This is a genomic window from Streptomyces globosus, from assembly GCF_003325375.1.
GTDB lineage: Bacteria > Actinomycetota > Actinomycetes > Streptomycetales > Streptomycetaceae > Streptomyces > Streptomyces globosus_A.
This window is the reverse complement of record NZ_CP030862.1, coordinates 73,613-96,898: the sequence shown is the minus strand read 5'-3', so window position 1 is coordinate 96,898 and position 23,286 is coordinate 73,613. Positions and strand designations below refer to the sequence as shown.

21 protein-coding genes are annotated in these 23,286 nt (G+C 73.8%); 5 read left to right on the top strand and 16 right to left on the bottom strand.

What is annotated here, in order from left to right:
* Window positions 1-4: 4 nt before the first annotated feature.
* Window positions 5-1,270 (bottom strand): 3-phosphoshikimate 1-carboxyvinyltransferase, encoded by a 1,266-nt coding sequence (gene aroA, locus C0216_RS00450; RefSeq protein ID WP_246042227.1) that lies wholly within the window; start codon window positions 1,268-1,270, stop codon window positions 5-7.
* Between the two features lie 233 nt (window positions 1,271-1,503).
* Complete coding sequence (locus C0216_RS00445; protein WP_114053329.1) at window positions 1,504-2,205, bottom strand: SDR family oxidoreductase; 702 nt, start codon at window positions 2,203-2,205, stop codon at window positions 1,504-1,506.
* 222 nt (window positions 2,206-2,427) lie between these two features.
* Between C0216_RS00445 and C0216_RS00440 the strand changes: the two genes are divergently transcribed.
* Window positions 2,428-2,928, top strand: a complete 501-nt coding sequence (locus C0216_RS00440; protein ID WP_114053328.1) for an AtaL-like protein — start codon at window positions 2,428-2,430, stop codon at window positions 2,926-2,928.
* A 35-nt stretch (window positions 2,929-2,963) separates the two neighbouring features.
* On the opposite strand, the gene C0216_RS00435 is transcribed toward C0216_RS00440, so the two are convergent.
* The 5 genes from C0216_RS00435 to C0216_RS00415 form a co-directional block, all read right to left on the bottom strand.
* On the bottom strand, window positions 2,964-3,326 hold the full coding sequence (locus tag C0216_RS00435) for a hypothetical protein (protein WP_114053327.1): 363 nt from the start codon (window positions 3,324-3,326) through the stop codon (window positions 2,964-2,966).
* Window positions 3,323-5,206: an anthranilate synthase family protein gene (locus tag C0216_RS00430; RefSeq protein WP_114053326.1), complete on the bottom strand. Its 1,884-nt coding sequence runs from the start codon at window positions 5,204-5,206 to the stop codon at window positions 3,323-3,325. Before C0216_RS00430 ends, C0216_RS00435 begins: the two co-directional genes overlap by 4 nt.
* Window positions 5,203-5,877 (bottom strand): isochorismatase family protein, encoded by a 675-nt coding sequence (locus tag C0216_RS00425; protein WP_114053325.1) that lies wholly within the window; start codon window positions 5,875-5,877, stop codon window positions 5,203-5,205. Before C0216_RS00425 ends, C0216_RS00430 begins: the two co-directional genes overlap by 4 nt.
* Window positions 5,878-5,994: 117 nt before the next feature.
* Window positions 5,995-6,768, bottom strand: coding sequence for a 2,3-dihydro-2,3-dihydroxybenzoate dehydrogenase (locus C0216_RS00420; protein WP_114053324.1), 774 nt, complete (start codon window positions 6,766-6,768; stop codon window positions 5,995-5,997).
* A 29-nt stretch (window positions 6,769-6,797) separates the two neighbouring features.
* Complete coding sequence (locus tag C0216_RS00415) at window positions 6,798-7,967, bottom strand: 3-deoxy-7-phosphoheptulonate synthase (protein WP_114053323.1); 1,170 nt, start codon at window positions 7,965-7,967, stop codon at window positions 6,798-6,800.
* 390 nt (window positions 7,968-8,357) lie between these two features.
* Between C0216_RS00415 and C0216_RS00410 the strand changes: the two genes are divergently transcribed.
* A complete protein-coding gene (locus tag C0216_RS00410; RefSeq protein WP_246042758.1) occupies window positions 8,358-9,317 on the top strand; it encodes a transaldolase family protein in 960 nt (319 codons plus the stop codon).
* Here the strand turns inward: C0216_RS00410 and pabB are convergent.
* Both pabB and C0216_RS00400 read right to left on the bottom strand, forming a co-directional pair.
* Complete coding sequence (gene pabB, locus C0216_RS00405) at window positions 9,244-11,409, bottom strand: aminodeoxychorismate synthase component I (protein WP_114053321.1); 2,166 nt, start codon at window positions 11,407-11,409, stop codon at window positions 9,244-9,246. The two genes, C0216_RS00410 and pabB, sit on opposite strands and share 74 nt — an antisense overlap.
* Window positions 11,410-11,433: 24 nt before the next feature.
* Complete coding sequence (locus C0216_RS00400) at window positions 11,434-12,174, bottom strand: 50S ribosomal protein L11 methyltransferase (protein WP_114053320.1); 741 nt, start codon at window positions 12,172-12,174, stop codon at window positions 11,434-11,436.
* A 291-nt stretch (window positions 12,175-12,465) separates the two neighbouring features.
* Here C0216_RS00400 and C0216_RS00395 point away from each other — a divergent pair, with 291 nt between their 5' ends.
* Window positions 12,466-14,394: a helix-turn-helix domain-containing protein gene (locus C0216_RS00395; protein ID WP_342777080.1), complete on the top strand. Its 1,929-nt coding sequence runs from the start codon at window positions 12,466-12,468 to the stop codon at window positions 14,392-14,394.
* 59 nt (window positions 14,395-14,453) lie between these two features.
* Here the strand turns inward: C0216_RS00395 and C0216_RS00390 are convergent, their stop codons facing one another.
* The 3 genes from C0216_RS00390 to C0216_RS00380 form a co-directional block, all read right to left on the bottom strand.
* Window positions 14,454-15,608, bottom strand: coding sequence for an IS701 family transposase (locus C0216_RS00390; protein ID WP_114053318.1), 1,155 nt, complete (start codon window positions 15,606-15,608; stop codon window positions 14,454-14,456).
* 429 nt (window positions 15,609-16,037) lie between these two features.
* Window positions 16,038-16,229: a DUF397 domain-containing protein gene (locus C0216_RS00385; protein WP_114053317.1), complete on the bottom strand. Its 192-nt coding sequence runs from the start codon at window positions 16,227-16,229 to the stop codon at window positions 16,038-16,040.
* Window positions 16,230-16,232: 3 nt separating this feature from the next.
* A complete protein-coding gene (locus tag C0216_RS00380; RefSeq protein WP_246042225.1) occupies window positions 16,233-17,111 on the bottom strand; it encodes a helix-turn-helix domain-containing protein in 879 nt (292 codons plus the stop codon).
* Between the two features lie 219 nt (window positions 17,112-17,330).
* On the opposite strand from C0216_RS00380, the gene C0216_RS00375 reads away from it, so the two are divergent.
* Both C0216_RS00375 and C0216_RS00370 read left to right on the top strand, forming a co-directional pair.
* Window positions 17,331-17,735, top strand: a complete 405-nt coding sequence (locus tag C0216_RS00375; protein WP_246042223.1) for an ATP-binding protein — start codon at window positions 17,331-17,333, stop codon at window positions 17,733-17,735.
* A gap of 10 nt (window positions 17,736-17,745) precedes the next feature.
* On the top strand, window positions 17,746-18,966 hold the full coding sequence (locus C0216_RS00370) for a DUF1266 domain-containing protein (protein WP_114053316.1): 1,221 nt from the start codon (window positions 17,746-17,748) through the stop codon (window positions 18,964-18,966).
* Here C0216_RS00370 and C0216_RS00365 read toward each other — a convergent pair.
* From C0216_RS00365 to C0216_RS00350, 4 genes are all read right to left on the bottom strand, one after another.
* Complete coding sequence (locus tag C0216_RS00365; RefSeq protein WP_114053315.1) at window positions 18,963-19,271, bottom strand: protealysin inhibitor emfourin; 309 nt, start codon at window positions 19,269-19,271, stop codon at window positions 18,963-18,965. The two genes, C0216_RS00370 and C0216_RS00365, sit on opposite strands and share 4 nt — an antisense overlap.
* Window positions 19,268-20,473, bottom strand: a complete 1,206-nt coding sequence (locus C0216_RS00360; RefSeq protein WP_114053314.1) for a M4 family metallopeptidase — start codon at window positions 20,471-20,473, stop codon at window positions 19,268-19,270. The genes C0216_RS00365 and C0216_RS00360 overlap by 4 nt, the downstream gene beginning before the upstream one ends.
* 456 nt (window positions 20,474-20,929) lie before the next feature.
* Window positions 20,930-21,697: a hypothetical protein gene (locus C0216_RS00355; protein ID WP_114053313.1), complete on the bottom strand. Its 768-nt coding sequence runs from the start codon at window positions 21,695-21,697 to the stop codon at window positions 20,930-20,932.
* 130 nt (window positions 21,698-21,827) lie between these two features.
* Window positions 21,828-23,258, bottom strand: coding sequence for a dihydrolipoamide acetyltransferase family protein (locus C0216_RS00350; protein WP_114058360.1), 1,431 nt, complete (start codon window positions 23,256-23,258; stop codon window positions 21,828-21,830).
* Between the last annotated feature and the right edge of the window lie 28 nt (window positions 23,259-23,286).

Sequence of the window (23,286 nt, the reverse complement as noted above, 5' to 3'; positions counted from 1 at the left end):
GTTGTCAGTGGCGGACCGTGCTCGCGTGGGCCGGGAAGAGCCGGCCCAGTTCGGCGTGGAAGCCGGGGAAGGTCTTGCCGACGCAGGCGGGGTCGTCGAGCGTGATGCCCGCGGTGCGCAGGCCCAGCACCGAGAACGCCATCGCGATCCGGTGGTCCCGGCGGCAGGCGATCCGGGCGGGCGCCGGGGTCCCCGGGTGGATGGTGATCCGGTCCGGCCCGGACTCGGTGCGGATGCCGCAGGCGCGCAGGTTCTCCTCGACGGCGGCGATCCGGTCGGACTCCTTCAGCCGGGCGTGCCCGATGCCGTGCACGGTGATCGGGGCGTCGGCGAGCGGGGCGATCGCGCCCAGCGTCATGAACGTGTCCGAGATGTCGCCCATGTCGACGTCGAAGCCGCCGCGGAGCGCGCCCGTCCCGGTGACGGTGGTCGTGTCCTCGCCGATCTCGACGCGCGCCCCGGCCCGGCGCAGCACCTCCACGAAGCCGAGGTCGCCCTGGACGCTGGAGCGCCCGAGGCCCGGCACGGCCACGGTCGTGCCGGTGACGGCCGCCGCCGCGAAGAAGTACGAGGCGGTGGAGGCGTCCGGCTCGACGTCGAGCTGCGCGGCCCGGTAGCCGCCGGGCAGCACCTGGATCACGCCGTCGTCGAACTCGTCCACGTACGCGCCGAAGCGGCGCATCAGCGCCTTCGTCATGTCGATGTACGGGCGGCTGACCAGCCCGGCGCCGCGCACGGTCAGCGGTGCGCGCATCAGCGGGCCGGCCATCAGCAGGCCCGTCAGGTACTGGCTGCTCAGCGAGGCGTCCACGGCGAGGTCCCCGCCCGGCAGCCCGTCGGCGCGGACGGTCATCGGCAGCCCGCCGACCGGCTCCGACACCGCGGCGGAGGCGCCGAGCCGGCCGAGTGCCTCGGCGAGCGGGCGCAGGGGGCGGGCGCGCAGCTGGCCGGTTCCGTCGAAGGTGAACGTGCCGCGGCCGGCGGCCGCGAAGGGCGGCAGGAAGCGGGCGGCGGTGCCGGCGTCCTCGCACCACACGGAGCCCCCGGCGGCGGGGGCTCCGCCGGTGCCGGAGACCTTCCAGGCGGCGTCGCCGTCCTCGGCCTCGATGTGCACGCCGAGCCCGGCCAGGGCCTCGCGGAAGGCGAGGGTGTCGTCGCTGACGAGCGGGGCGCGCAGCAGCGAGACCCCGTCGGCGGCGGCCGCGAGGAGCAGCGCGCGGTTGGTGATGCTCTTGGAGCCCGGGATACGGGCGGTCAGTACGGGGTTCACGGGTGCTCCCGGTGTCGGTGTCCGGCGCCGCGGCCGGCGCGGAACGGGGCCCGGCCCGCGGGGCGGGACCAGCCCGGGTCGCCCGCACGGCGGTGGGCGGGACGGTGTCCGGGGGCGCCGCCGCCGTGGGCCGCGGGGGTCGTCGGGTGGGATCGGGGTCGGGGGCTGCTCACCGGTTCCTCAGGGCTCCTCTGCTCGGCCGGGGGCGGGGTGTGCCGGTCCGGCCGGTCGCGTCACTCGCCGGTCTTGCGGTCGAGCACCAGGTCGTGCCCGACGATGTACGCGGCGGCGTCGGAGCAGAGCCAGACGACGGTGTCGGCGATCTCCTCGACGCTGGCCCCCCGGCCGAGCGGGCAGGGGCTGATGGCGTTGATGCGGACGCCGCGGGAGGCGTACTCGCGGGCGGCGGTCCGCGTGACGGCGCTGACGGCGGCGGTGGAGGCCGCGTACGCGCCGAGCCCGGGCAGCATGCCCTGGGCGCCGATGTTGCTGGCGGTGTTGACGATGACGCCGCCGCCGGCGCCCTCCATGTGGGCGATCTCGTGCTTCATCGACAGCCACACACCGGTCAGGTTCGCGGTCAGGTTCTGCGCCCAGGCGGCTTCGTCGATGTCGGCGACCGGCTGGGCGGGGCCCAGCTCGGTGGTGTTGTTGAAGGCGACGTGCAGCCCGCCGTGGCGGCGGACCGTCTCGGCGACGGCGTGCACCGCACCTGCCCCGAACCCGGCGGTGGCGTCGGAGACGTCGGCGACGACGCTGTCGGCGAGGCCGCCCGCGTCGCGGATCAGCTTGACCGTTCCCTCCAGGGTCTCGGGGTGGCGGCCTGCCACCACGACGAGTCCGCCGAGCCGGGCGAAGGCGAGCGCCGCGGCACGGCCGATTCCCTCGCCCCCGCCGGTGACGAGGACGACCTTGCCGTCGAAGCGTTCAGACATCAGCGTGCTCCTGATTCTCCGCGTCGGATACCTCGGGAAGGCGCTCGGGCGAACGCCGCCGACCGACCGTCACCCTGCAAGGCGGCGGGGTGTCCTGGGCAGTCCGGCCGGTTCACTTCGTCAGGTTCCGGGAGCAGGTGACGTAATCCCCCGACCGTCTTTGACACCTTCGGCCGGGCGGTCGATGCTGCACGCCGGCCCACCGGCGGAAAAGGGAGACCAATGCTGACGCTTTCATGGACCCGACCGGTAGTCCGCGCAGGTCAGAGCGGGTCTCCCGGCCCCACGAGGGAGAGCCTGTGGCGGGCTCTGCTACACAAGGCGGAGTTTCCCACCGGATATGTTCCCGCCATTACGCAATGCCGGATCAACGAGCGCTACCCCGACGGATTCCTGCGGGAAATCCGGCGCGGGAACGCGACGTTCCTGCAGCGGGTCGTCCCCGAGGAGAGCGCCGGCCGCATTACCTACCGGCACCTGGACGACACCGACATCGCGGAGATACGCAACGAGATCGGCAAGGACGCCGACGGCCGCCTCACCCTGACGCTGAGCATCACCCTGACCGAGCGCCCGGCGGCGGCGGTGCTCGCCGGGAACACCTATCTGCGGGACCTCGACGCCGACTTCCACGCCACGCTGGACGCCATGACGGAGGGCCTGCACCGGGCCATGATGCACGCGGACGCGGAGGCGGCCCCCCACGGCCCGGGCGGGTCGTGAGGGGCCGCCTCCGCGTGCGCCGTCCCGGCGGCGGGTCAGACCGGGCCCGCCGGGGCGGCAGCCTCCGCGGCCTGCCGGAGCAGGCCGGGGCCGGGCAGCGCGGGCAGGGTGTGCACGCCCTCGACCACCGCCTCCACGTCGAAGACGGTGTACTGCACCGGGGTGCGCCCGATCAGCTCGGCCGCCCGCGGGGCGAGCGGCCGGGCCGCCGCCTCCGCGGACTCCCACAGCATCACCGCGCCCCAGCGCTCCGTCGCCGGGTCGGCGATCCAGAACTTCAGCCGCAGCCCCTCGACACCGGCGAACCGGTCGACCGCCTCGTCGCGCAGGTACTCCCGCAGCGAGGCGATGCTGTGCCCGGAGCCGGCCAGGTCCCACCAGGCGACGGTCGCCCTCATACGAGCTGCTCGCTGAGCAGTCCGGACAGGGCGTCGGCGACGATGCGGACGCCGTCCTCGGTGAGCACCGACTCGGCGTGGAACTGCATCGAGCGGAAGCCGGGCCCGCGCAGCGCGTGCACCTCGCCGGTCTCCGCCTCCCGGCACACCTCGACCGTGCCGATGCCGGGCACCTCGACGGTGTCGGCGGCGCTCTGCGCGGCGAAGGTGTTGTAGAAGCCGACGCGTTCGCGCCGCCCGAACAGCTCGATCTCCCGCTGCACGCCCTGGTTGGGCTGCTCGCGGCGGCGCAGCGGGAAGCCGAGGCGGGTGCTGAGCACCTGGTGGCTCAGGCAGACCGCGAGGAACGGCCGGTGCTCCGCGAGGAGCGTGTCGACCGCGGCCCGCAGGTGCGCGATCTTCGGGTGGTGCGCGTCGCGCGGGTCGCCGGGCCCGGGGCCCATCACGACGAGGTCGTACGGGGCGAAGCTGTACGGCTCGTCGAAGCGGGTGACCGTGACGTCGGCCTCCATGGCGCGCAGCTGGTGCTCGATCATCGCGGTGAAGGTGTCCTCCGCGTCGACCACGAGGACCTTGCGGCCCACCAGCAGCGGCACCGGCCGGGCCCGGGCGGAGTCGTCGTCCAGCCAGAAGCCGGCGATGGTCGCGTTGCGCCGGCTCAGGGCCTCCCGGACCTCCGGGTGGTCGCCGAAGCGGCGCGGCCCCGGCTGCTCGAACGCGGCGAGCAGCCCGGACGCCTTGGCGCGGGTCTCGGCGACCTCGGACAGGGGGTCCGAGTGGCGCACGAGGGTCGCGCCGACGCCGATGCTCATCCGGCCCGCCGCGTCGATGTCGGCGGTGCGGATGAGGATCGCCGAGTCGAGGGTGCGCTCGCTGCGCTCGTCCTGCCCGATGAGGGCGAGGACGCCGCTGTAGTAGCCGCGGCCCTGCGGCTCGTACCGCTTGATGACGCGGCCCGCGCTCTCCAGCGGGGAGCCTGTGACGGTCGGGGCGAACAGGGTCTCGTGCAGGATGTCGCGCGGGTCGCGGGTGGTGCGGCCCTCGATGAAGTACTCGGTGTGCGCGAGGCGGGCCATCTCCTTGAGGTAGGGGCCGACGACCCGGCCGCCGGACTCGCAGATGCGGGCCATCATCTTCAGTTCCTCGTCGACGACCATGTACAGCTCGTCGGCCTCCTTCCGGTCGGCGAGGAAGTCCATGACACCGGGCAGCTCCGGGCCGGAGGCCGGGAACCGGTAGGTGCCGCTGATCGGGTTCATCACCGCGCGGCCGCCGCTGACGCTGACGTGGCGCTCGGGGGAGGCCCCGACGAGCGTGCGGTCGCCGGTGTGGACGATGAACGTCCAGTACGCGCCGGTCTCGCGCTCCAGCAGCCTGCGGAAGATCCGCAGGGCGGCGGGGACGGAGTAGTCGCCGATGTCGGCGACGAAGGAGCGCTTCATCACGAAGTTCGCGCCCTCGCCGGTGCCGATCTCGTCCCTGATGACGCGGCGAACCGTTTCGGCATAGGTGTCGTCGTCGATGTCGAAGTCGCCGCCGGGCACCAGCTGCACCGGATCGTCCGGGATGCGCTCCAGGATGTCGGCGAGCGGCACCTGAGCCTGCTCGGCGATCGCCATGGCGAGCAGCGGGGCGCCGTCGTCGGGCGCCTCGAAGCCGCGCTCTGCGAGCTGGCGGTAGGGGACCAGGGCGAGGACGTCCTGGCGGGTGCCGGCGCCCTCCGCGACATCCCCGAGGGGGATGTCGGCGAGGGCCGCGGCCTCGGTGAACTGGCCCGTGAACAGGTCGACGGTGCGGCCGAGGGTGGTCTCGGGGCGGTGGACCAGCGCGAAGGCCGGCGGCCGGGGCGCCAGGATCCGGTCCAGCAGGTCCTCGGTCATGCGGTTTCCCTTCCGGCGTACGCGGCCACCCGGTCGGGCAGGGCCGTCAGGAGCTCCTTGGTCGTGGTGAGGCGGGCGCAGCGGCCGGCGGCGTACTCCAGGGCCATCCGGTGCTCCTCCCAGGAGAAGTCGGCGACGGCGTCGGCGACGAGGAACGGCTGGATGTCGTTGGTGAACGCGTCGACCGCGGTCATCAGCACGCCGACGTGGGCGTACACCCCGCAGATGATCAGCTGGTCGCGGCCGGACGCCCGCATCCGCTCCAGCAGGTCCGTCTTGAAGAAGGCGCTGTAGCGCCACTTGGTGAGCATCCAGTCGCCCGGGGCGGGCGCCACCGGGTCGACGACCCGGCGGTGGTCCTCGCTCGGCCGCATGCCCGGACCCCAGAAGTCCTTCAGCAGGCCGCGCTCCGCGGGCGTCATGCCGCCCGGCTGGGCGGTGTAGGCGACGGGGATGCCGAGGTCGGCGGCGCGGCTGCGCAGCTCCCCGGCGTTGGCGGCCAGGTCCACGACGGGCTGCTCGCCCTGCGGGAACGCGGCCAGGAAGTACTTCTGGAGGTCGTGCACCAGCAGGACGGCGCGGTCGGGGTCGACCTCCCAGTCGACGGCCGAGGCCGGCAGGTCGGCCGCCGACGGCATCGGGTACGGGCTGATCGCAGGTATCCCTGCCATGCGGGTTTCCCTCTCGTTCACGGTTGGCCGGCCGGTCGCGCCGCGCGCGGGTGCCGGATTCGTCGCACTCGGCTCACTCGGCTCACTCGGCTCGTCGGGCTCGTCCGGCTCGCGGTCTCAGACACCGAGCGCCGCACCGCCGTCCACGGTGAGGTCGTGCATGGTGATGTGGGACGCCTTGTCGGAGAGCAGGAAGACGACCGCCTCGGCGACGTCCTCGGGGCGCGCCAGCTTCCCCAGCGGGATGCCGACGCGGTACGCGTCCGGTACCCCGTCGATGGAGGCCCGCGCGCTGCTCTCGTCCTGCCACATCGAGTTGAGCATCGGGGTGTCCGTGGAGCCGGGGGCGACCAGGTTCGCGCGGATCCCGAACTTGGCGACCTCCAGGCCCAGGCACTTGGTGAACATGGTCGCGGCCGCCTTGGAGGCGGCGTAGGCGGACATCTCGGTGCGGGCGGTGCCCGCCGCGTTGGAGGCGATGGTGACGATGGCGCCCCGGCGCCGCGGCACCATCCGGTTGACGACGGCCCGGGAGACGAAGAAGACCCCCGTGGTGTTGACCGCGAACGTCGTGCTCCACTCCTGGTCGGTCAGCTTGCGCGCCTCGGCGAGCCGGAGCACGCCGGCGGCGTTGACGAGGAAGTCGAGCGGGCCCACCAGCGTCTCGACGTCGTCGACGAGGGCCTCGACGTCGGCGCTGGCGGTGACGTCCGCGGGGAACGGCTCGACACGGCCGCCGGTGTCCTCCTCGACGGCCTTCGCCACCTTCCGCAGGCGGTCGGCGTCCCGGTCGACCGCCACCACCCGCACGTCCCGGGAGGCCAGGGCGCGGACGATGGCCTCGCCTATGCCGCCGGCCGCACCGGTGACGAGAGCGATCTTTCCTTCCATGATGGAGAAACCCCCTTTTTTTCGTGGCCTCAGCCGCGCCAGGCCGAGACGACCTCGACGGCCTGGTCGGAATTGAGGCGCGGGTCGCAGAACGAGGTGTACTTCTCTCCCAGCTCGTCCACGTGGTATTCGTCGGCGACGCATTCGTGCACCTGGTCGGGGGTCGTCTCCAGGTGGAGCCCGGCGGCGACTCCGCCGTTTTCCACGACGGCCTTCTGGAATTCCTCGACCTCGCGCACCACGGTTTCGACGAAACGGGTCTTGACCCCGCCGGGCGCGCTGACGGTGTTGCCGTGCATCGGGTCGCACATCCACAGCACGGGGTGGCCCGCGGCGCGGACGGCGCGCACCAGCGCCGGCAGCCTCTCGGCCGCCTTGCCCTGGCCCATCCGGGAGATCAGCGTGAGCCGGCCCGGCTCCCGCCCCGGGTCGAGCCTCCCGCAGAGCTCCACGAGGGCCTCGGGCTCCATGGAGGGTCCGACCTTCGTCGCGACCGGGTTGGCGATGGACGCGAAGAACGCGACGTGCGCGCCGTCCAGCTCGCGGGTCCGCTCACCCATCCACGGCCAGTGGGTGGAGGTCAGCAGCTGCGATCCGTCGTCCTGGGTGCGGACCATGGGGCCCTCGTAGTCGAGCAGCAGGGCCTCGTGGCTGGTCCACACCGGGGCCTCCGCCGCCGACGGGCGGCCCCCGCCGTGCCAGCCGAGGACGGCCATGGCGCCGGCCGCCGCCCGGTACCCCGCGACCAGCCGCTGCGGGTCGGGCCGGCGCAGCTCGGGGTCGGGCTCCGGGCTGTTGACCATGTGCCCGCGGTACACCGGCAGCTCGACGCCGGCGACGGTCTCGACGGGGTTCGAGCGGGGCTTGCCGAACTGGCCGGCGAGCCGGCCGACGCGTATGACGGGCTTGAGCGAGCGGGCCTTCATCACGCCGGCCAGCACGTCCAGGAGCGCCGCCTTGCGGGCCACGTAGCCGGGGGTGCACTCGGCCGGGTCCTCGGCGCAGTCACCGCCCTGCACGATCTGCAGTTCGCCCCTGGCCGCCGCGGCGAGCAGGGTGCGCAGGGCGTCGACGTCCTCACGGCGTACCAGCGCGGGCGAGCCCGCGAGCTCGGCCCTGGCGTTCTCCAGGGCCTCTTCGTCCGGCCATACGGGCTGCTGGCCCGCGGGCAATGATTTCCAGCGTGCAACACCGTGCATGCGGCACCTCCCAGTGCTGTACCTGCCGTGACATCAGATGCATCGAGAAGTCTCTGGAACGGTGATTCCGGTGAACCACCAGACATTCCGCACTCCGTCAAGTGGAGTTGATTTCGGTCAGGTCCGAAGAGGTAATCCGAAATAAACCTGACGCATTGGCGGAAGGAAAAACGCGGGGCGTCCGCAAATCCCTTAAAGTCCGCGCCCGCCCTTCGCGGCGGCCGTTGAAATAGGCCGGAAAGCGACGGGATTCGGGGGATACTTGACACACCATCACCGGATGGTTTCCGGCGGGTGGAGCGGCGCCCTAGGGTGCTGTGCGTGGTTAGTCAAGGAGCTGGGGCACTGCTGAGGCAACTGGTGTCCGAGGGGGTCTCGCCGTGGTTGAGCGTGCAGGACCCCGCGGAGTTCGACACCGGCATCCGGTATCCGGTACTGGGCGGCCACTTCCACAACGCCTGCGCGCCTGCGGGCACGTCGCCCGCGCAGGCCGCGCGCGCCTGTGACGCCCTGCTGCCGGTGTTCGGGGACAGCGGCGGCACCGCCGGACTCGTCTCCGTGCCCGTGCCGGACCGCCGGGCCGGCGGCGGGACCGCGCTGGTCGCGGCCGCGCGCACGGTGCACGAGAAGGTCGGCCGCCGCAACGCGGTGGTGCGCCTGCCCGCGAGCCCGGACGGGATCCGGGCACTCGCCGACCTGCTCGCGGAGGGCATCGGCGTACACGCCTCGCTCGTGTTCTCCGGCGGGCGGTGCGCGGAGGTGCTCGACGCCTACGTGGCCGGCCTGGAGCGGGCACTGGCCGCGGGCCGGCCGCTCGGCGCCGCGCCGCTGGTGGTCTCGTTCCCCGTGGGCCGCTTCGACCGCGAGGTCGGGGCCCGGCTCGACGCCCTGGGCGTGCCGGCCGACGCCGAGGTGCGCGGCGCCGCGGGCCTCGCGGTCGCGCGCCGCATGTACCGGGTGCGCGAGGAGCGGCTGTCGGGCGACTGGTGGCGCGTACTGCGCGCCAACGGGGCCCTCCAGCCGCGGCTGCTGTGGGGGCCCGGTGCGGACGGCGGCGTGGGCGCGCTCGTCGGGTGGAACACGGCGCTCGCGCTGTCCGTGGAGACGCTGGAGGCCGCCGCCCTGGCCCCGGCGCTCACCGGGGACACGCTGCTGAACGCGGACGCCGAGGCCGCGTGCGCCCTGCGCGCCCTGGAGCGGCTGGGGGTCAGCGTCCCCGACGTGGCGGCCGTGCTGGAGGCGGCGGAGCTGCACCGACTCCGGCACGGCCGGCCGGTCAGGAGGGGATCCGTGCCGGCTGCCTCTCCGGGAAGCGGGTCTTCGTCAGGGCCAGCAGCGGAGCAGCCTTGACGGCGGTCTCCTCGTACTCGGCGTCCGGGTCGGACAGGGCGACGACCGCGCCTCCGACCCCGTAGGACACCGTGCCGGCGGTGACGGTGGCGGTGCGGATGACGATGCTGAGGTCCGCGGCGCCGGTGAGCGAGAAGTAGCCGATGGCCCCGGAGTACACCCCGCGCGGACCGGCCTCCAGCCGGTCGATGATCTGCATGGTGCGGATCTTCGGGGCGCCGGTCATCGACCCGCCGGGGAAGGCGGCGCGCACGCAGTCCACGGCCGTCAGCCCGGGGCGCAGCCGCGCCCGTACGGTGCTCACCAGCTGGTGGACGGTGGCGTAGCTCTCGACGCGGAAGAGCTCCTCGGCCTCGACGGTGCCCGGGACGGCGCAGCGGCCCAGGTCGTTGCGGACCAGGTCGACGATCATGAGGTTCTCGGAGCGGTCCTTCTCGTCGCCCAGGAGGTCGGCGATGAGGGCGGCCTCCTCCTGCGGGGTGGCGCCGCGCGGCCGGGTGCCCTTGATCGGCGAGGACTCGATCAGGCCGTCGGGGCCGACCCGCAGGAAGCGCTCCGGCGAGGTGCTGAGGACGGAGAGCCCGCCGAACTGCAGGAGCGCGGCGAAGGGCGCCGGGCTGGTGCGGCGCAGGGTGCGGTACGCCGCCCAGGGGTCGAGGGAGGTGTCGGCCTCGGCCATGTTGGTGAGGCAGACCTCGTAGCTCTCGCCGGCCGCGATCTCCTCCAGGCAGCGGTCGATCAGGTGCAGGTAGGAGCCGCGGTCGTGGCGCAGCCGTATCTCCCCGCCGCCCTCCTGCGGGCGGGGCGGCGGCAGCTTGTACCCGGCGAGCCGGGCGAGCCGGGCGGCGGTGTCGGCCAGCCACCCGTCGGCCGCGGCGGCGGAGCCCGGGACGCCGTCCTCGGCGAGGGCGAGCAGGTACGTGGTGTGCTCGGCGTGGTCGAAGACGACGGCGCGGTCGGCGAAGACCATGGTGGCGTCGGCGACGGGCGAGCGGTGCACCAGGTCGCCGCCGCACTCGGCCTTCAGCTCGTAGCCGAGGTAGCCGACCCAGCCGAGGGCGAAGTCGAAGGGCAGCTCGGGCACCTCGGTGTGCAGGGAGCGCAGGTCGCTGTCGATCCACTCCAGGAAGGGCGCGGCGACGAGCCGGCTGCCGCCCCCGGCCGAGCCGACGGTGACGGTCCTGCTCCACACGTCGGCGGAGGCGGTGCGGGCCAGCGGGCCGGTGGCGTCGCCCATGGCCGAGAACCGGCCGCGGTCGCCGCCGGGCAGGCTGCTGTCCAGCCAGTAGGCGTGGTCGTTGCCGCGGAAGAGCCGGTCGTAGACGGTCTCGGGGTCCCAGCGGGTGGGCAGGCGGTGCGCGGCGACCCGCAGCCTGCGCACCGGGGCGGGGGCCGGTGCCGCGGCCGGGGGCGCCGGGACCGCGGGGACGGCCGGGGCGGCGGGGACGGCCGGGGCGGCGGCGCCGCGGACAGGGCGGCGGGCCGGGGAGCGGCGGGCGGGCCCCTGGGCAGCCTGGTGCGCGCGGGTCAGCCCTGCGAAGTTTGCAAGCAGCTGCATCCCGTACTGACTGCAAATCGACTCGGGGTGGAACTGCACGCCCCACTGCGGCCGGGTGCGGTGCCGCAGGCCCATCAGGATGCCGTCGGGCGTCCAGGCGGTGGCCTCCAGGGCGTCCGGCAGCCCGGTCACCGTGAGCGAGTGGTAGCGGACCACCTCCAGCGGCGAGGGCAGGCCGGCGAACAGGCCCGTGCCGTCGTGCAGGACGGGCGAGGTGCGGCCGTGGCGGGGCTCGGGCGCCCGGTCGACCGTCGCGCCGTGGACGTGGCCGATGCCCTGGTGGCCGAGGCAGATCCCGAGGAGCGGCAGGTGGGAGCGGTGCACGAGCTCGGTGCAGATCCCGAAGTCGGACGCGCGGCGGGGCGTTCCGGGACCGGGTGACACCACGACGTTGTCGAACGCGTCCAGTTGTGCGATCTTCCAGTCCGGGTCGTCATTTCGGACTACTTCCGGCTCCCGGCCATTCACCTCGGCCAGATAGTGGAAGAGGTTATACGTAAACGAGTCGTAATTGTCGACAAGAAGCGTACGCACGGCGAAAAATCCCCCCAGTCCAAATCAAGCCGCGAGTGGCCTGATTTCGATCAGCATGTGCTCGACCATGTCCTCTCCGTACTCCCCCTCGCGGACCCGGCGGCCGGCCACCGTGACCAGCTCCCGGCCGCAGGCGTCGGCGATGTCGTACAGCGCCGGCAGGTCCCCCCGGTCGCTGAAGTGGAGCAGCACCCGGCCCCCGGGGGCCGTCCAGTGCACCGCCTGCTCGACGAACCTGCGGTGGGCCTGGTAGCCGGTGTCGACGTACGCCCGCTCGTGCACGGTCTTGTACTCGTAACTCGCTGGCCCCATCACGTAGTTGGAGCTCCAGAAGATCGTGTCGAACCGTTCCTGCTCGCGCAGCCCGGAGAACAGGTCGCTGTGCACGGCCCGGACCTGGCGGGTGACCCCGTGCCGGTCGGCGTTCACGGCGGCGTTCTCCACCGCGGCGGGGCTGATGTCCGCCGCGACGACCCGCTCGCATCCGGCCAGCGCGGCCGTGACGGCTATCACCCCGGTGCCGCAGCCGATCTCCAGGAACGAGCCCGAACGGCGGCCCGCGTCAAGGTCGTTGAGGCCGAGCAGGTCCAGCGCCACGCTCGTGGACGGCGAGTAGACCGGCGCGAAGACCTCGTCGAAGAGGTCCCACTCGCGACCGCCCAGGGAGAACACCCGCGGCCGGTCCGACCTGGTCAGGGACAGCCTGCTGCGGAGCAGCGACCTCTCGTAGCTCTGGAGTTGGGAAACCTGTACCGCCTGGGACATGCGTACTCCTCAAGGAAGCTGCGTGGCTGGCGGCCGCAGCGGTGGGGACGCCACCGGCTCGACCGGTGATCAGCCTGCCCTTGAGTGGTCCTCGACCAGAAGGTGTCCAGATGACAGCATCACTCCGGGAGCGTGGTGGCCCGATCACCCTCCGCACCGCTGACCTGGAGCGGGGCTCGAGCGATTCTTGACCACTTCTTGCCACAAGGGATACTTTCAGGCTCGGCCATGGATTGCGTAACCGCGTTGGTGCGATCCTCAACGGCTTTATGGGGGGTCGGGGGAAGCGTCGTGGTTGACCACGCTTACGAAATGCTGGAACTGCTGAACAGAGAGGCGCCCGCCGCTGCCTTCGACGACGTGGTCCGAAAAGCCCGGGACTCCGGCCTGTCCGGGGACGCCCTCGCCCAGCTGACCAGGGCCCGGGACCAGAGCCTCGGCATCCGCGCGCTCTTCGTGCGCCGCCAGCAGCGCGAGGCCGGCCTCGCCGCCCTCGTCGACACCGCCCGCGACCTCACCCTCCCCTACGACCTCGACGAACTGCTCAAGGTCATCACCCGCCGGGCCCGCCTGCTGCTGGGTCTCGACATGGCGTGGGTCAGCTTCGACGACCCGGAGGAGGGCATCTCCCGGGTCCGCTCCGCCGACGGGCACGCCTCCGCCCTCACCATCGGCTTCGCCATCCCGATGAGCGAGGGCGGCGTCGGCCGCCGCGCCGCCGAGGGGTCCGCGCCGTTCTGGTCGGCCGACTACATGAACGACACCAGCTTCACGCACAGCCCCGTCATCGACGAGGTGGTCCAGGCGGAGGGGCTGCACGCCGTGATGGCCGTCCCGCTGCGGCACGCCGGCGCCAGCCTCGGCGCGCTGTACGTCGCCGACCGGCACGTCCGGCACTTCACCCCGGACGAGGTCTCCCTGATGAGTTCGCTCGCCGACCTCGCAACCGTTGCAATCGAGAAGGCGCGACTGCTGGAGCAGACCCGGTACGAGGTCGTCGAGCTGGAGCAGGACACCTCCCGCGCCCTCGACTCCTCCTCCACCGCCCGCCAGCTCCGCGAGACCCACGGCCGGCTCCTCGACCTCGTCCTCCAAGGGGCGGGCCTCTCCACCCTGGCCGCCGAGGCCGTCAAGGGACTCGACGGCACCCTCGTCGTCCGCGACGCCTCCGGCCGCACCCTGGCCTGCCCCGTCGGCGCGGTCCCCGAGCTCGACGAGGCGGAGGTCCGCACCGCCCTCCTCGACGCCCACACCGACCGCCAGCCCCGCAGCACCGCCGGCGGCGTCTGGGTCGCCTCCATCGCCGCGGGCGACGAGATGCTGGGCACCCTGATACTCGTCTCCGAGGAGCCGGCCACCTACCTCCAGGTGCAGCTCCTCGCGCTCACCGCCCAGGTGACCGCCGTGGTCCTGCTGATGGAGCAGGGCATGGCGGCCGCGGAGGGCCACATGCGGGACGAGTTCTTCCAGGACCTGCTGCGCGGCACCTCCCTGTCCCCGGTGCAGATCGCCGAGCAGAGCCGCCGCCTCGCCCTCAACCTCGACGAGCCGCACGTCGTCGTCATCGCGCGGCCCGAAGGCGGCGTCCAGGGGCGGGTCGCCGCCTGGGCGGCCTCGTATGCCAACCGGCACCAGGGGCTCAAGAGCGTCGACGGCGACAGCGTGGTGCTGCTGCTGCCCGGAACCGAGGCCGGCGCCATCGCCCGGACCGCCTCGAAGGAGCTCTCCGAGGTGCTCGGAAGACCCGTCACCGCCGGCTCGGCGGGCCCCGTCGAGAACCCGGCGGCCATCGTCCACGTCCACCAGGAGGCGCGGCGCTGCCTCGACGCCGTCGCCGCCCTCACCGGCGCCGGCAGCACCGCCTCCCCCGACGAGCTGGGATTCCTCGGCGTCCTCCTCTCCGAGAAGCCGAACATCGACCGGTTCATCGCCGACACCATCGGGCCCGTCCTCGACTACGACGACCAGCAGTACACCGAGCTGGTCCGCACCATGGAGGCCTACTTCGCCTCCGCCAACAGCCCCTCCCGGGCCGCCGAGTCGCTGCACGTCCACCCCAACACCGTCTCCCGCCGGCTGGAGCGGATCACCGAGATCCTCGGCGAGGACTGGCAGAAGCCGACCCAGGCCCTCCAGGTGCAGCTCGCCCTCCAGCTCCAGCGCACCCGCCAGGCGCTCCGCCAGAACCGGCGCAGCGCCCCCCGGCACACCATCGGCTGACCGCGGCGCGGGAGCGCCCGGGCAGGTCGGCCCCGCGGCCCCGGTCCGCAGGACAGGCCCTACCGCTCCCCGCCCCGCTCCGTGAGGACCCGGACCGCGTGCGCCGCCGACGCCAGCGTGGTGTGCCGGTGCCAGCCGCCGAAGGAGCGGCCGCCGAAGTCGGTGATCCCGACCTTCTGCGAGACCGTCTCGAAGTCGTGCTCGACGTTCTGCGCCCGCTTCGCCAGGCGCAGCAGGGCCCCGGCGGGGGCCTGCACCATGTCGCTGACCCAGCACCGCTCGGGCCAGCCGCGCGGGTCGGTCCACTCGCCGAACAGCACCAGCGGCTCCGCCACCTGCGGCAGCTCCACCCGCACCCCCACGACGAGCGAGGTCCGCGGCCGGAGCGTCACCGGGTCCAGCCAGGTCACCGGCCGGCGCAGGGTCCGCGCCATCAGCAGCAGCTGGTGCGCGGCGAGCTCCCGGTTGCCGCTGCCGGGGAGCACCGGGTCGGTGCACCGCACCCGCATCGACCCGCGGGCCGTCGCCGTGAAGTGCAGCCCGGCCGGACCGAACCGGCGGGCCACCGCGGCCGGGTCGACGTCGGGCAGGTCGAAGACGACGGGGCGGTGGGGCTGCCCGACCCAGTCGCGCAGCTCCTCGACCGCCCCGGTGGCGCACTCCAGCGGGCTCGTCGCCAGCTCCGAGCGGTGCACGTTCGGCGACAGCGGGCCGACGCTCTCGCGCCACCGGTCGGTCAGCGCCAGCCGCCAGTTCACGGGGCTGCTCTGCTCCTCCCCGACGGCCCACACGCCGAACGCGACCTGGCTGTTGACCATCTGGCCCCGCTCGGGCACGAACCGGCGGGCCACCCCGACCGACTCGGTGCCGGCCTTGGAGATCACCACCGGCTGCACGACCCAGGCGCGCGGCCGCAGCGCCCGCTCCAGGTACCGGGCGAGAGCGGCCCGGACCGGGCCCCAGTCCCAGGTGGAGGACACGACGAAGTGGTGGAGGCTCTGCTCGGCGGCCCGGTCGCCGACGTGCGCGGCGATGTTCCTTATCGACTTGCGGCCCTCGGCCTTGAGCAGGCCGCGCAGGTACACCTCGCCCTTGCGGCGCTGGTCGCTGCGCGGCAGCGAGGCGAACAACTCGGCGCAGAGCTCGTCCACGACCAGATCCGGCACGAACCGGCTGCTCAGGGTCTCCAGTCGTTCGAGACTCGGTGCGCTCATGATGGATCCATCCCTTCCCCCGGCTTCTCCTCCAGCGCTTCAACCCTGCGCTCGGGGGCGGTTCGGGAACCAGGTGGAGCCGTCACACACATTCGCCCTGCGGTGCACGGCCGGTCATCAGGCCGGGACGGACCGCACACGGAAGTCGATCAGGCAGGCGAACACCCGCCGGGCCGTTGGCCTGCTCGGGAGCCGCTCGCCCCCGCATCGAGCGCCGCCGGACCGCCGGTGGACCACCGGCCGCGCCCGCCCCGCGACCCCCCTGACGACACGAAACGGTGGCCGGACCACCACCGCGCAAGCCGCGGATGGTGGTCCGGCCACCGTCGGACGCCCCCTGCGCCCCTCAAGAGGAAGCAGGCACTCCTCTGTTCACGCCCTGCCCCGCGGACTGCCCGGCCGCGGTACCCGGCCCACCCGCCGCCGCTCCTACCGCGCGCGGAGACCGCCCCCGCCGAGGAACACGGCCCAGGCGGCCTCCCCCACCACGACGACGGGCCCCCCGGCCCGCTTGCTGTCCCGCACGGCCACCGTGCCGGGCACGTTCAACGCCACCTCGACGCACTCCTGGTTCGCCTGGCCCCCGCTGTAACGGGACTTCCTGAAGTGAAAGTCGTCCATCGCCTACCCACCCCTGCGGATCGCATCGATCAGGTTCACCGAGGCCTGCGGCGCCAGGCTCGCGCGCGCCACCTGCTCGAAGGCCCGCATGAAGCCGGCGCTGGCCTCCGTCCCCTCGGCCCACACGTTGGAGGTCACGCTCTCGGCGTAGCCGACGTCCAGCGCTCCGGGCTCCGCGAACGACAGCACGTTGAACGCCCCTCCCACAGCATGATGCGCCCCTGCACCGAACGGCAGTACCTGTACGTGCACGTGGGGAAGCCCGGCCATGTCGATCAAATGCTGCAACTGGCCGCGCATGACCTCGGGCCCGCCGATCTGCTGACGCAACGCGGCTTCCCAGACCACCGCGTGGATTTCGAGGGGGTTCTTCCCCGACAGACGCGCCTGCCGCTTCGTCCGGGACTCCACCAGCATCTCGATCTCGCTCGGATGCGACCACGCGGAGGCGACACCCAGCGCGCGCACGTAGTCGGGCGTCTGAAGCAGTCCCGGCACCAAGGCGAGCTGCCAGGTGCGGACCCGCATCGCGACCTGCTCCATCGCCACGTACTCGGCGAACGCGCCGACGCGTGGCATGTCCTGCCACCATCCCTTGGCCTTGCGGCGCTCCCTGTCCAAACGGGCGAGCCCGAGCAGGCCGTCGACGAACTTCCTGTCCTCCACGCCGTAGAGGCTGCACAGGGCCACGATGTCGGGGTCCCGGAAAGGCACCCAGCCACGCTCCATCTTGGCGATCTTCGCGGCGGTCGCACTGAGGACGCGGGCCGCCTGCGGCTGGGTGAGTCCGGCTTCGCTCCGCAGGCGCAGCAGTTCACCACCCAGCCGGCGCCCCAGCACCGTGGAAACACGATTCCCCAACGCCGTCTGTTGTGGCGCCACTTGTACCACCTCCGGTGTACCGGCAGCAGTTTTGCCGGGGCAGCCCCCGGCACACAACTCACTCGTGGGGATAGATATCTCCGAGACAGCTTGCACCGTCCGTGGCGACCGCCATACCGTCGGTGACGAGCCGCTCACCACTGCGGCGCGACCTCGGCGGAAGTGCACCGTGCTGCCCGCACGGCAGAGCCACCGCCCTCACCGGGAAGGTGCGTGCTGATGGACGAGCCGATGCGGCGGGACGTACGGGACTACCCGCCCCGGCAGGACTCCGTTCCGGCGGCCCGGCGGCGAGCCGCCTGGCTCGCGGTGGCCTGGGGGCGGCCCGACGCGGCGGCCGACCTCGCGCTGGTCGCCAGCGAACTCACGACCAACGCCCTGCGCCACGGCTCGGTGCCGGGCCGGTTCCTGCGCGTCGAGATGCGGCTCACCGGATCGGTGCTGCGGATCGAGGTGACCGACCCCAGGGGTGAGAGCCGGCCCGTGGTGCGCGAGGCCGGGCACGACGAGCAGGGGGGACGCGGCCTCGGGATCGTCGGTGCCGTGGCCGACCGGTGGGGGTGCACCGGGCGGGTGGTCGGCAAGACCGTATGGGCCGAGTTCGGGGGTGCGGGGCGCCGTTAGGGTTCGACGCATGGGCAACTGGATCGCGCCGAGCGCCATAGAACGAGAGCTGTACGGGGCCAAGGCGGCGGGGGACTGGGGCGGCTACTTCGATGCGCTGGCCCGCGCCGAGTTGTTCGTCCCGCAGGACCGGCGGTTCCAGGACGCCAACCCGCGCGCCGTGTGGATGCAGCCCGTCTGGTTCCCGCAGGCGCGCGCCCAGTGCTTCGTCGCCTACACCGCCGGCATGCTGCCCCCGCCCACCGCCGACCAGGTGTTCTCCCGCCACAGCCTCAGCTGGTTCGCGCACCGCATCGACCCCGGCGACCCCCCGTACCTCGCCGTGAACCCCGGCACGCCCTGCGAGGCCTTCCTGCCGGCCTCGCCCGCCGACCGCGAGGTGTGGAAGGGCCACTGGGAGCGCGCCGACCGGTACGGCCTGGAGCAGGACGCGGTGCACGCCCTGCACGTCGGGGGCCCGCTGCACGGGCCCGTCGCGTTCGGGCTGGCCTGCGGGGCCCACCTGTCCGTCCACAACGGGCAGTTCTGGAACGCCCTCGGCTACCACGGCGCCGGCTACCTGAGGGAGCGCGAGAAGCTCCGGGAGTGGTGGGGGGTCGCCACCCGCGAGGAGTGGCTGTCCACGGTGGAGCAGCTGCTGGCCGCCGACATGGTCAGCTCGGTGTGGGAGTTCGCGCTGCGCGTCCGCACCGCGCTCGCCCGCGAGTTCGCCGGCCCCGTCGACATCGAGCACTGGCGGCACGCCACCGAGGCCACCCTGCGGGCCAACGCCGAGCGCGCCGCCGAGCCCCGCCTCACCCCGGACGGCGTGACCGTGTCCCGGCCGCGCTCCACCGCGGAGATCGAGGGCGAGGTCGCGGGCGTGCAGCGCGTCATCGGCCGGATCGCCCGCTACGAGCAGCGCTTCCGCGCCGACGGGATCCTCGGCGAGGGCCGCTGGGTCCGCTCCGTCGAGGCCTGGGACTACGGCCGGGCCTCCCAGATGGCCCGCTGGGGCGTCGGCGCCCGCTTCGGAACCGTCGAGGAAGCCGAGGCCCTCGTGGTCCGGGCCGGGCGGATGTGCCGGCTGGCGTACCGCTCCTGGGAGGACCTCTCCGCCGGCTTCATCCTCGGCCGCTGCCTCCAGTTCGACGAGGAGGAGTACGGGCACTGGTACACCGGCATGGCCGCCACCCACGAGGCGCTCACCACCGACCCGGGGAGCCCCTGGCTGAACATCCCCTGGAACTAGGGCGTCGCCCGGCGGGCGAAGTGGTCGCGGAGCCAGGCCAGCAGGGCTGCGAAGGAGGGGGACATGGCGGCGTCCGACCCGGTGAAGGCCGTCGGGGGGCCGCCGTCCTCGACCGTGATCGTGTAGCCCGCCGCGTCCCTGGCGCGGCCGGGCCCGTCCGTCCCGGGCGGCGGGGTGAGCGCCGCCACCAGCCGGGCCAGCTCCGCCGCCTCGGCGGCGGGCAGGTCGGCCGTGTCGACCACCTCGGGCGGGCCGCGGTGCGTCGTGGCCGCCAGCCCGCCGTGTACCGCCAGGCTCACCCTCATCGGGCCGCCTTCAGCGCGGCCACGTCCTTGGCCAGCGCCTTCACCGCGGCGTTCAGCTCGCCGACCTGCCGGCTCAGCGCCGCCAGGCCGTCCTGCCGGCCCGCGCCGGCCGGGCCGTGCGCCCGGCTCCGCGCGATCCCCGGCGGGACGCCCCGGATCCCGACCTCCACCTCCTGCCACGCCGCGAGCACGGCCGTCTGCTCGGCGCTGTCCGCGCCGAACAGCTCCCCGGCCTTCCGGAAGGTCGTGTCCGCGAAGTCCTGGAAGCCGGCGTCCCGGGCGGACGCCCGCAGCGCCTCGTACCAGATGGACCCGGCGGCCTCCCAGGAGAACCCGCCGATCCCCGTGGCTGCCAGGTAGAACGCCTTGTTCGGGATGCCGGAGTTGAAGTGCACCCCGCCCCAGTCCCCCTCCTCCGTGTCGGGCAGGTGGACGAACCTGCTCATCCGGTCCGGCTGCGGGTCCCGTCCGAACAGCGCGTTGTGGAAGGCCGTCCCCGGCGCCTTCATCGACCGCAGCGCGTCGGCCTCGATCTCCGGGGTGAAGACCTCCGCCCCGATCAGCCAGTCGGCCTCCTCGGCGGGCTGCTTCAGCGCCCACTGGACGACCATCGCCGCCATGACGTCCGACATCGACTCGTTCAGCGCCCCGGACTGGTTGTGGTACTCGAACCCCGAGGTGTGCTCGGTGACGCCGTGCCCCAGCTCGTGGACGGCGACGCTGCGGGATCCGGCGAGGTCGGTGAACAGGCGGCCGTCCCCGTCGCCGAACACCATCCGCCGCCCGTCCCAGAACGCGTTGTTGAAACCGGTGGCGAAGTGGACGTACCCGTCCAGGCGCATGCCCCGGCCGTCGAGGGAGTTGCGCTGGAGGACCTCCTTCAGGAAGTCGCGTGTCAGGCCGAAGTTGTCGAAGACCTGGTTGACGGAGTCGTCGGCGGACTCGGGCCCGTCCTCGGTCCTGGCCACCTCGGCGAGGGGCAGGAAGGTCCCGTGCCCGGCGTCGAAGACGGTGCGCCGGCCGGCGGCCGGGGCCGCGGCCGCGCCGGCCATCTCCGCCCATACCGTCCGCTCGCCCGCCAGGCGGGCGGTGGTCAGCATCGTGCTCAGGGCGGCCCGGCGCGCAGCGCCGTCCCCGCTCTCCAGCAGCTTTTCGAGGATGTACGGGGGCATGATGCAGTTGAGTCGGCAGGTGCTGCTCATGGGACACCTCCTGGGCGGGAGGACCGGCGGTCGGTCGGTCGGCAGCGCACCGGACGGCCGCGGCCGTTCGGCGCTCGACGCGGAGGGGCTGCGCGGCGGACACGGCCCTGCGCGGGACGGCAGGAGCCGGCGGGGGCAGCGGCGGGAGAGGGGGCGTCGCCTCCGCCCGGAACCGCATCCGGGAGCGGGGCACGCCGATACCACCAGTGTCCGGCCGCGGGCAGCGCCAGGCAACCGCGCGAACGCCCCTGCCGGGCCCGGTCAGCTGCCGGCCGGGAGGTAGGAGTCCACCGCCGTGTCGAAGACGGCGCGGGCCTCCTGCATGCGGCCGGTCGGCGCCGACACCCACACGCCGTGGAGCGTGCCGTCCTGCTCCCGGCAGATGTCGTACGTGTGCCGGGGCGGCGGCCGGCGGCGGCGCGGTCGGGGCCGCCGCGGACGGGCCGGGCGCGGCGCTCAGGGCAGCAGGGCCCGTACCCCCGCCCACTCCCCGACGGCCTGCACGACCGGGTCGTCCGACTCGGCCAGCTGCGGGCCCACCGAGGCCATCCGGTCCAGCAGCACCTTGACCCGCCGCAGGTGCCGGATGCGCCGCCGGGGCAGCTCCCGCCAGGCCCGGGCCTGCGCGGCCGCCTCCGCGGGCGCCAGGTCGATCAGGGCCAGCAGCTCCCGGCACAGCGCGGCCGGGTCCCCGCCCCGGCCGGGCCCGAACTCCCGGATCAGGTACGCCCGTACGCCCGCCCTGTCGGCGGCACGGTCCAGCGCGTGCAGCCCCGCCCAGTCGGCCCGGCGCTCGACCGCGGCCAGCGCCACCCGGCCCCAGCGCAGCCGACGCGCGTCGGGCAGCGCCTCGTCCTGCATCCCGGCGGCGGCCAGGCTGCTCAGCGTCATCGGGTGGGGTTCGTCGCCGAGCGGCGGCTCCGTGGCCAGCCAGGCCTCCAGCTCCTCCAGCGCGTGCCCGCCGGGCGGTACGGCGGTCAGCACCTGGCCGCCGGCGAGCAGGGCGGCCGCGGGGCCGGCGAGGTGCACGCGGGCAGCCCGGCCTGCGCCGAGCGAGGACTCCCGGCGGCCCTGCCGCTCGATCCAGCGCAGTCCGAGCCGGGCGTCGCCGGCGGCGTACACCTGGCCGGTGCGGGCGGCGCCGCCGATGCAGCGCACGCGGCACACCCCTCCCGAGCCGTCAGCCTCCTCGACGGAGTACACCTGCAACGCGGCGATGGGCACCGGTCCTCCTCTCACGGCGGGGAGGCTACCCCGTCACCCGTCCGGCCGTGCGCCCCGGCGGACGGGCGGAACGCGGAAGCGGCCGGCTCCCCGCGCGGGGAGCCGGCCGCAGGCCGGTGCGGTGCGTGCGCTACGACCAGGTGACCAGGCGGCGCGGCTGCTCCAGCACGGCCGCGATGTCCGCCAGGAACTTCGAGCCGAGCTCGCCGTCGATCAGGCGGTGGTCGAAGGACAGCGCCAGCGTCGTGACGTGGCGCGGCTTCACCTTGCCCTTGTGGACCCACGGCTGGAGCTTGATCGCGCCGACCGCGAGGATCGCGGACTCGCCGGGGTTCAGGAGGGGCGTGCCGGTGTCGACGCCGAAGACGCCGACGTTGGTGATGGTGAGTGTGCCGCCCTGCATGTCCGCCGGGGAGGTCTTGCCGTCGCGGGCCGTGGCGACCAGCGCGGACAGGGCCTCGGAGAGCTCCGGCAGCGTCTTGGTGTGCGCGTCCTTGATGTTGGGGACGATCAGGCCGCGCGGGGTGGCCGCCGCGATGCCCAGGTTGACGTAGTGCTTGAGCACGATCTCCTGGGCCGCCTCGTCCCAGGACGCGTTGACGTCCGGGTTGCGGCGTACGGCGATCAGCACGGCCTTGGCGATGAGCAGCAGCGGGTTGATGCGCAGCCCCGCCAGGTCCGGGTCGGCCTTGAGCTCCTGGACCAGCTTCATCGTGCGGGTCACGTCGAAGGTGATGAACTCGGTGACGTGCGGCGCGGTGAAGGCGGAGCCGACCATGGCCTGGGCGGTGACCTTGCGGACGCCCTTGACCGGGATACGGGTCTCCCGGGCGCCCGGCTCGGCCGCCGGGGCGGCCTGGGCGGGCACGGCCGCCGGAGCCGCAGGCGCGGCGGCGGGGGCGGCGGCGGGGGCCTGCGGGGCGAGTGCGGCCGCGGCGGCGGCGTGCACGTCCTCGCGGGTCACGACGCCGCCCTCGCCGGTGGGCACCACGGAGGCGAGGTCGATCCCGAGGTCCTTGGCGAGCTTGCGGACGGGCGGCTTGGCCAGCGGCCGGTCGCCGCCGCCCGCGTGCCCGCTGCCGTTGAGCGCAGGCGCGGGCGCGGGCGCGGGGGCCGGCGCCGGGGCCGGGACGGCGGCGGCCGGCGCGGCGGTGCCGTTCTGCGCGGCCGGGACGGCCTTGCGCGGGCGGCGCTTGGTGGAGGACTGGGAGACGCCGTAGCCGACGAGGACGGGCTGGCGGCCCTCGGGCGCCGGCTCCTCGGCGGCCTCCGGCGCGGCGGCCGGGGCCTGCGCGGCCGGGGCCTGCGCGGCGGGGGCGGCCGTCTCGGTCTCGCCGCCCGGGCCGGTCTGCACCGAGATGATGACCTGGCCGACGTCGACCGTGGTGCCCTCCTCGAAGAGGAGCGCGTGCACGGTGCCGTCGAACGGGATCGGCAGCTCGACGGCCGCCTTCGCCGTCTCGACCTCGCAGACGACCTGGCCGTCGGTGACGGTGTCACCGGGCTGGACGTACCACTTGAGGATCTCGGCCTCGGTGAGGCCCTCGCCCACGTCGGGCATCTTGAATTCGCGGATGGTCACGGGGGCT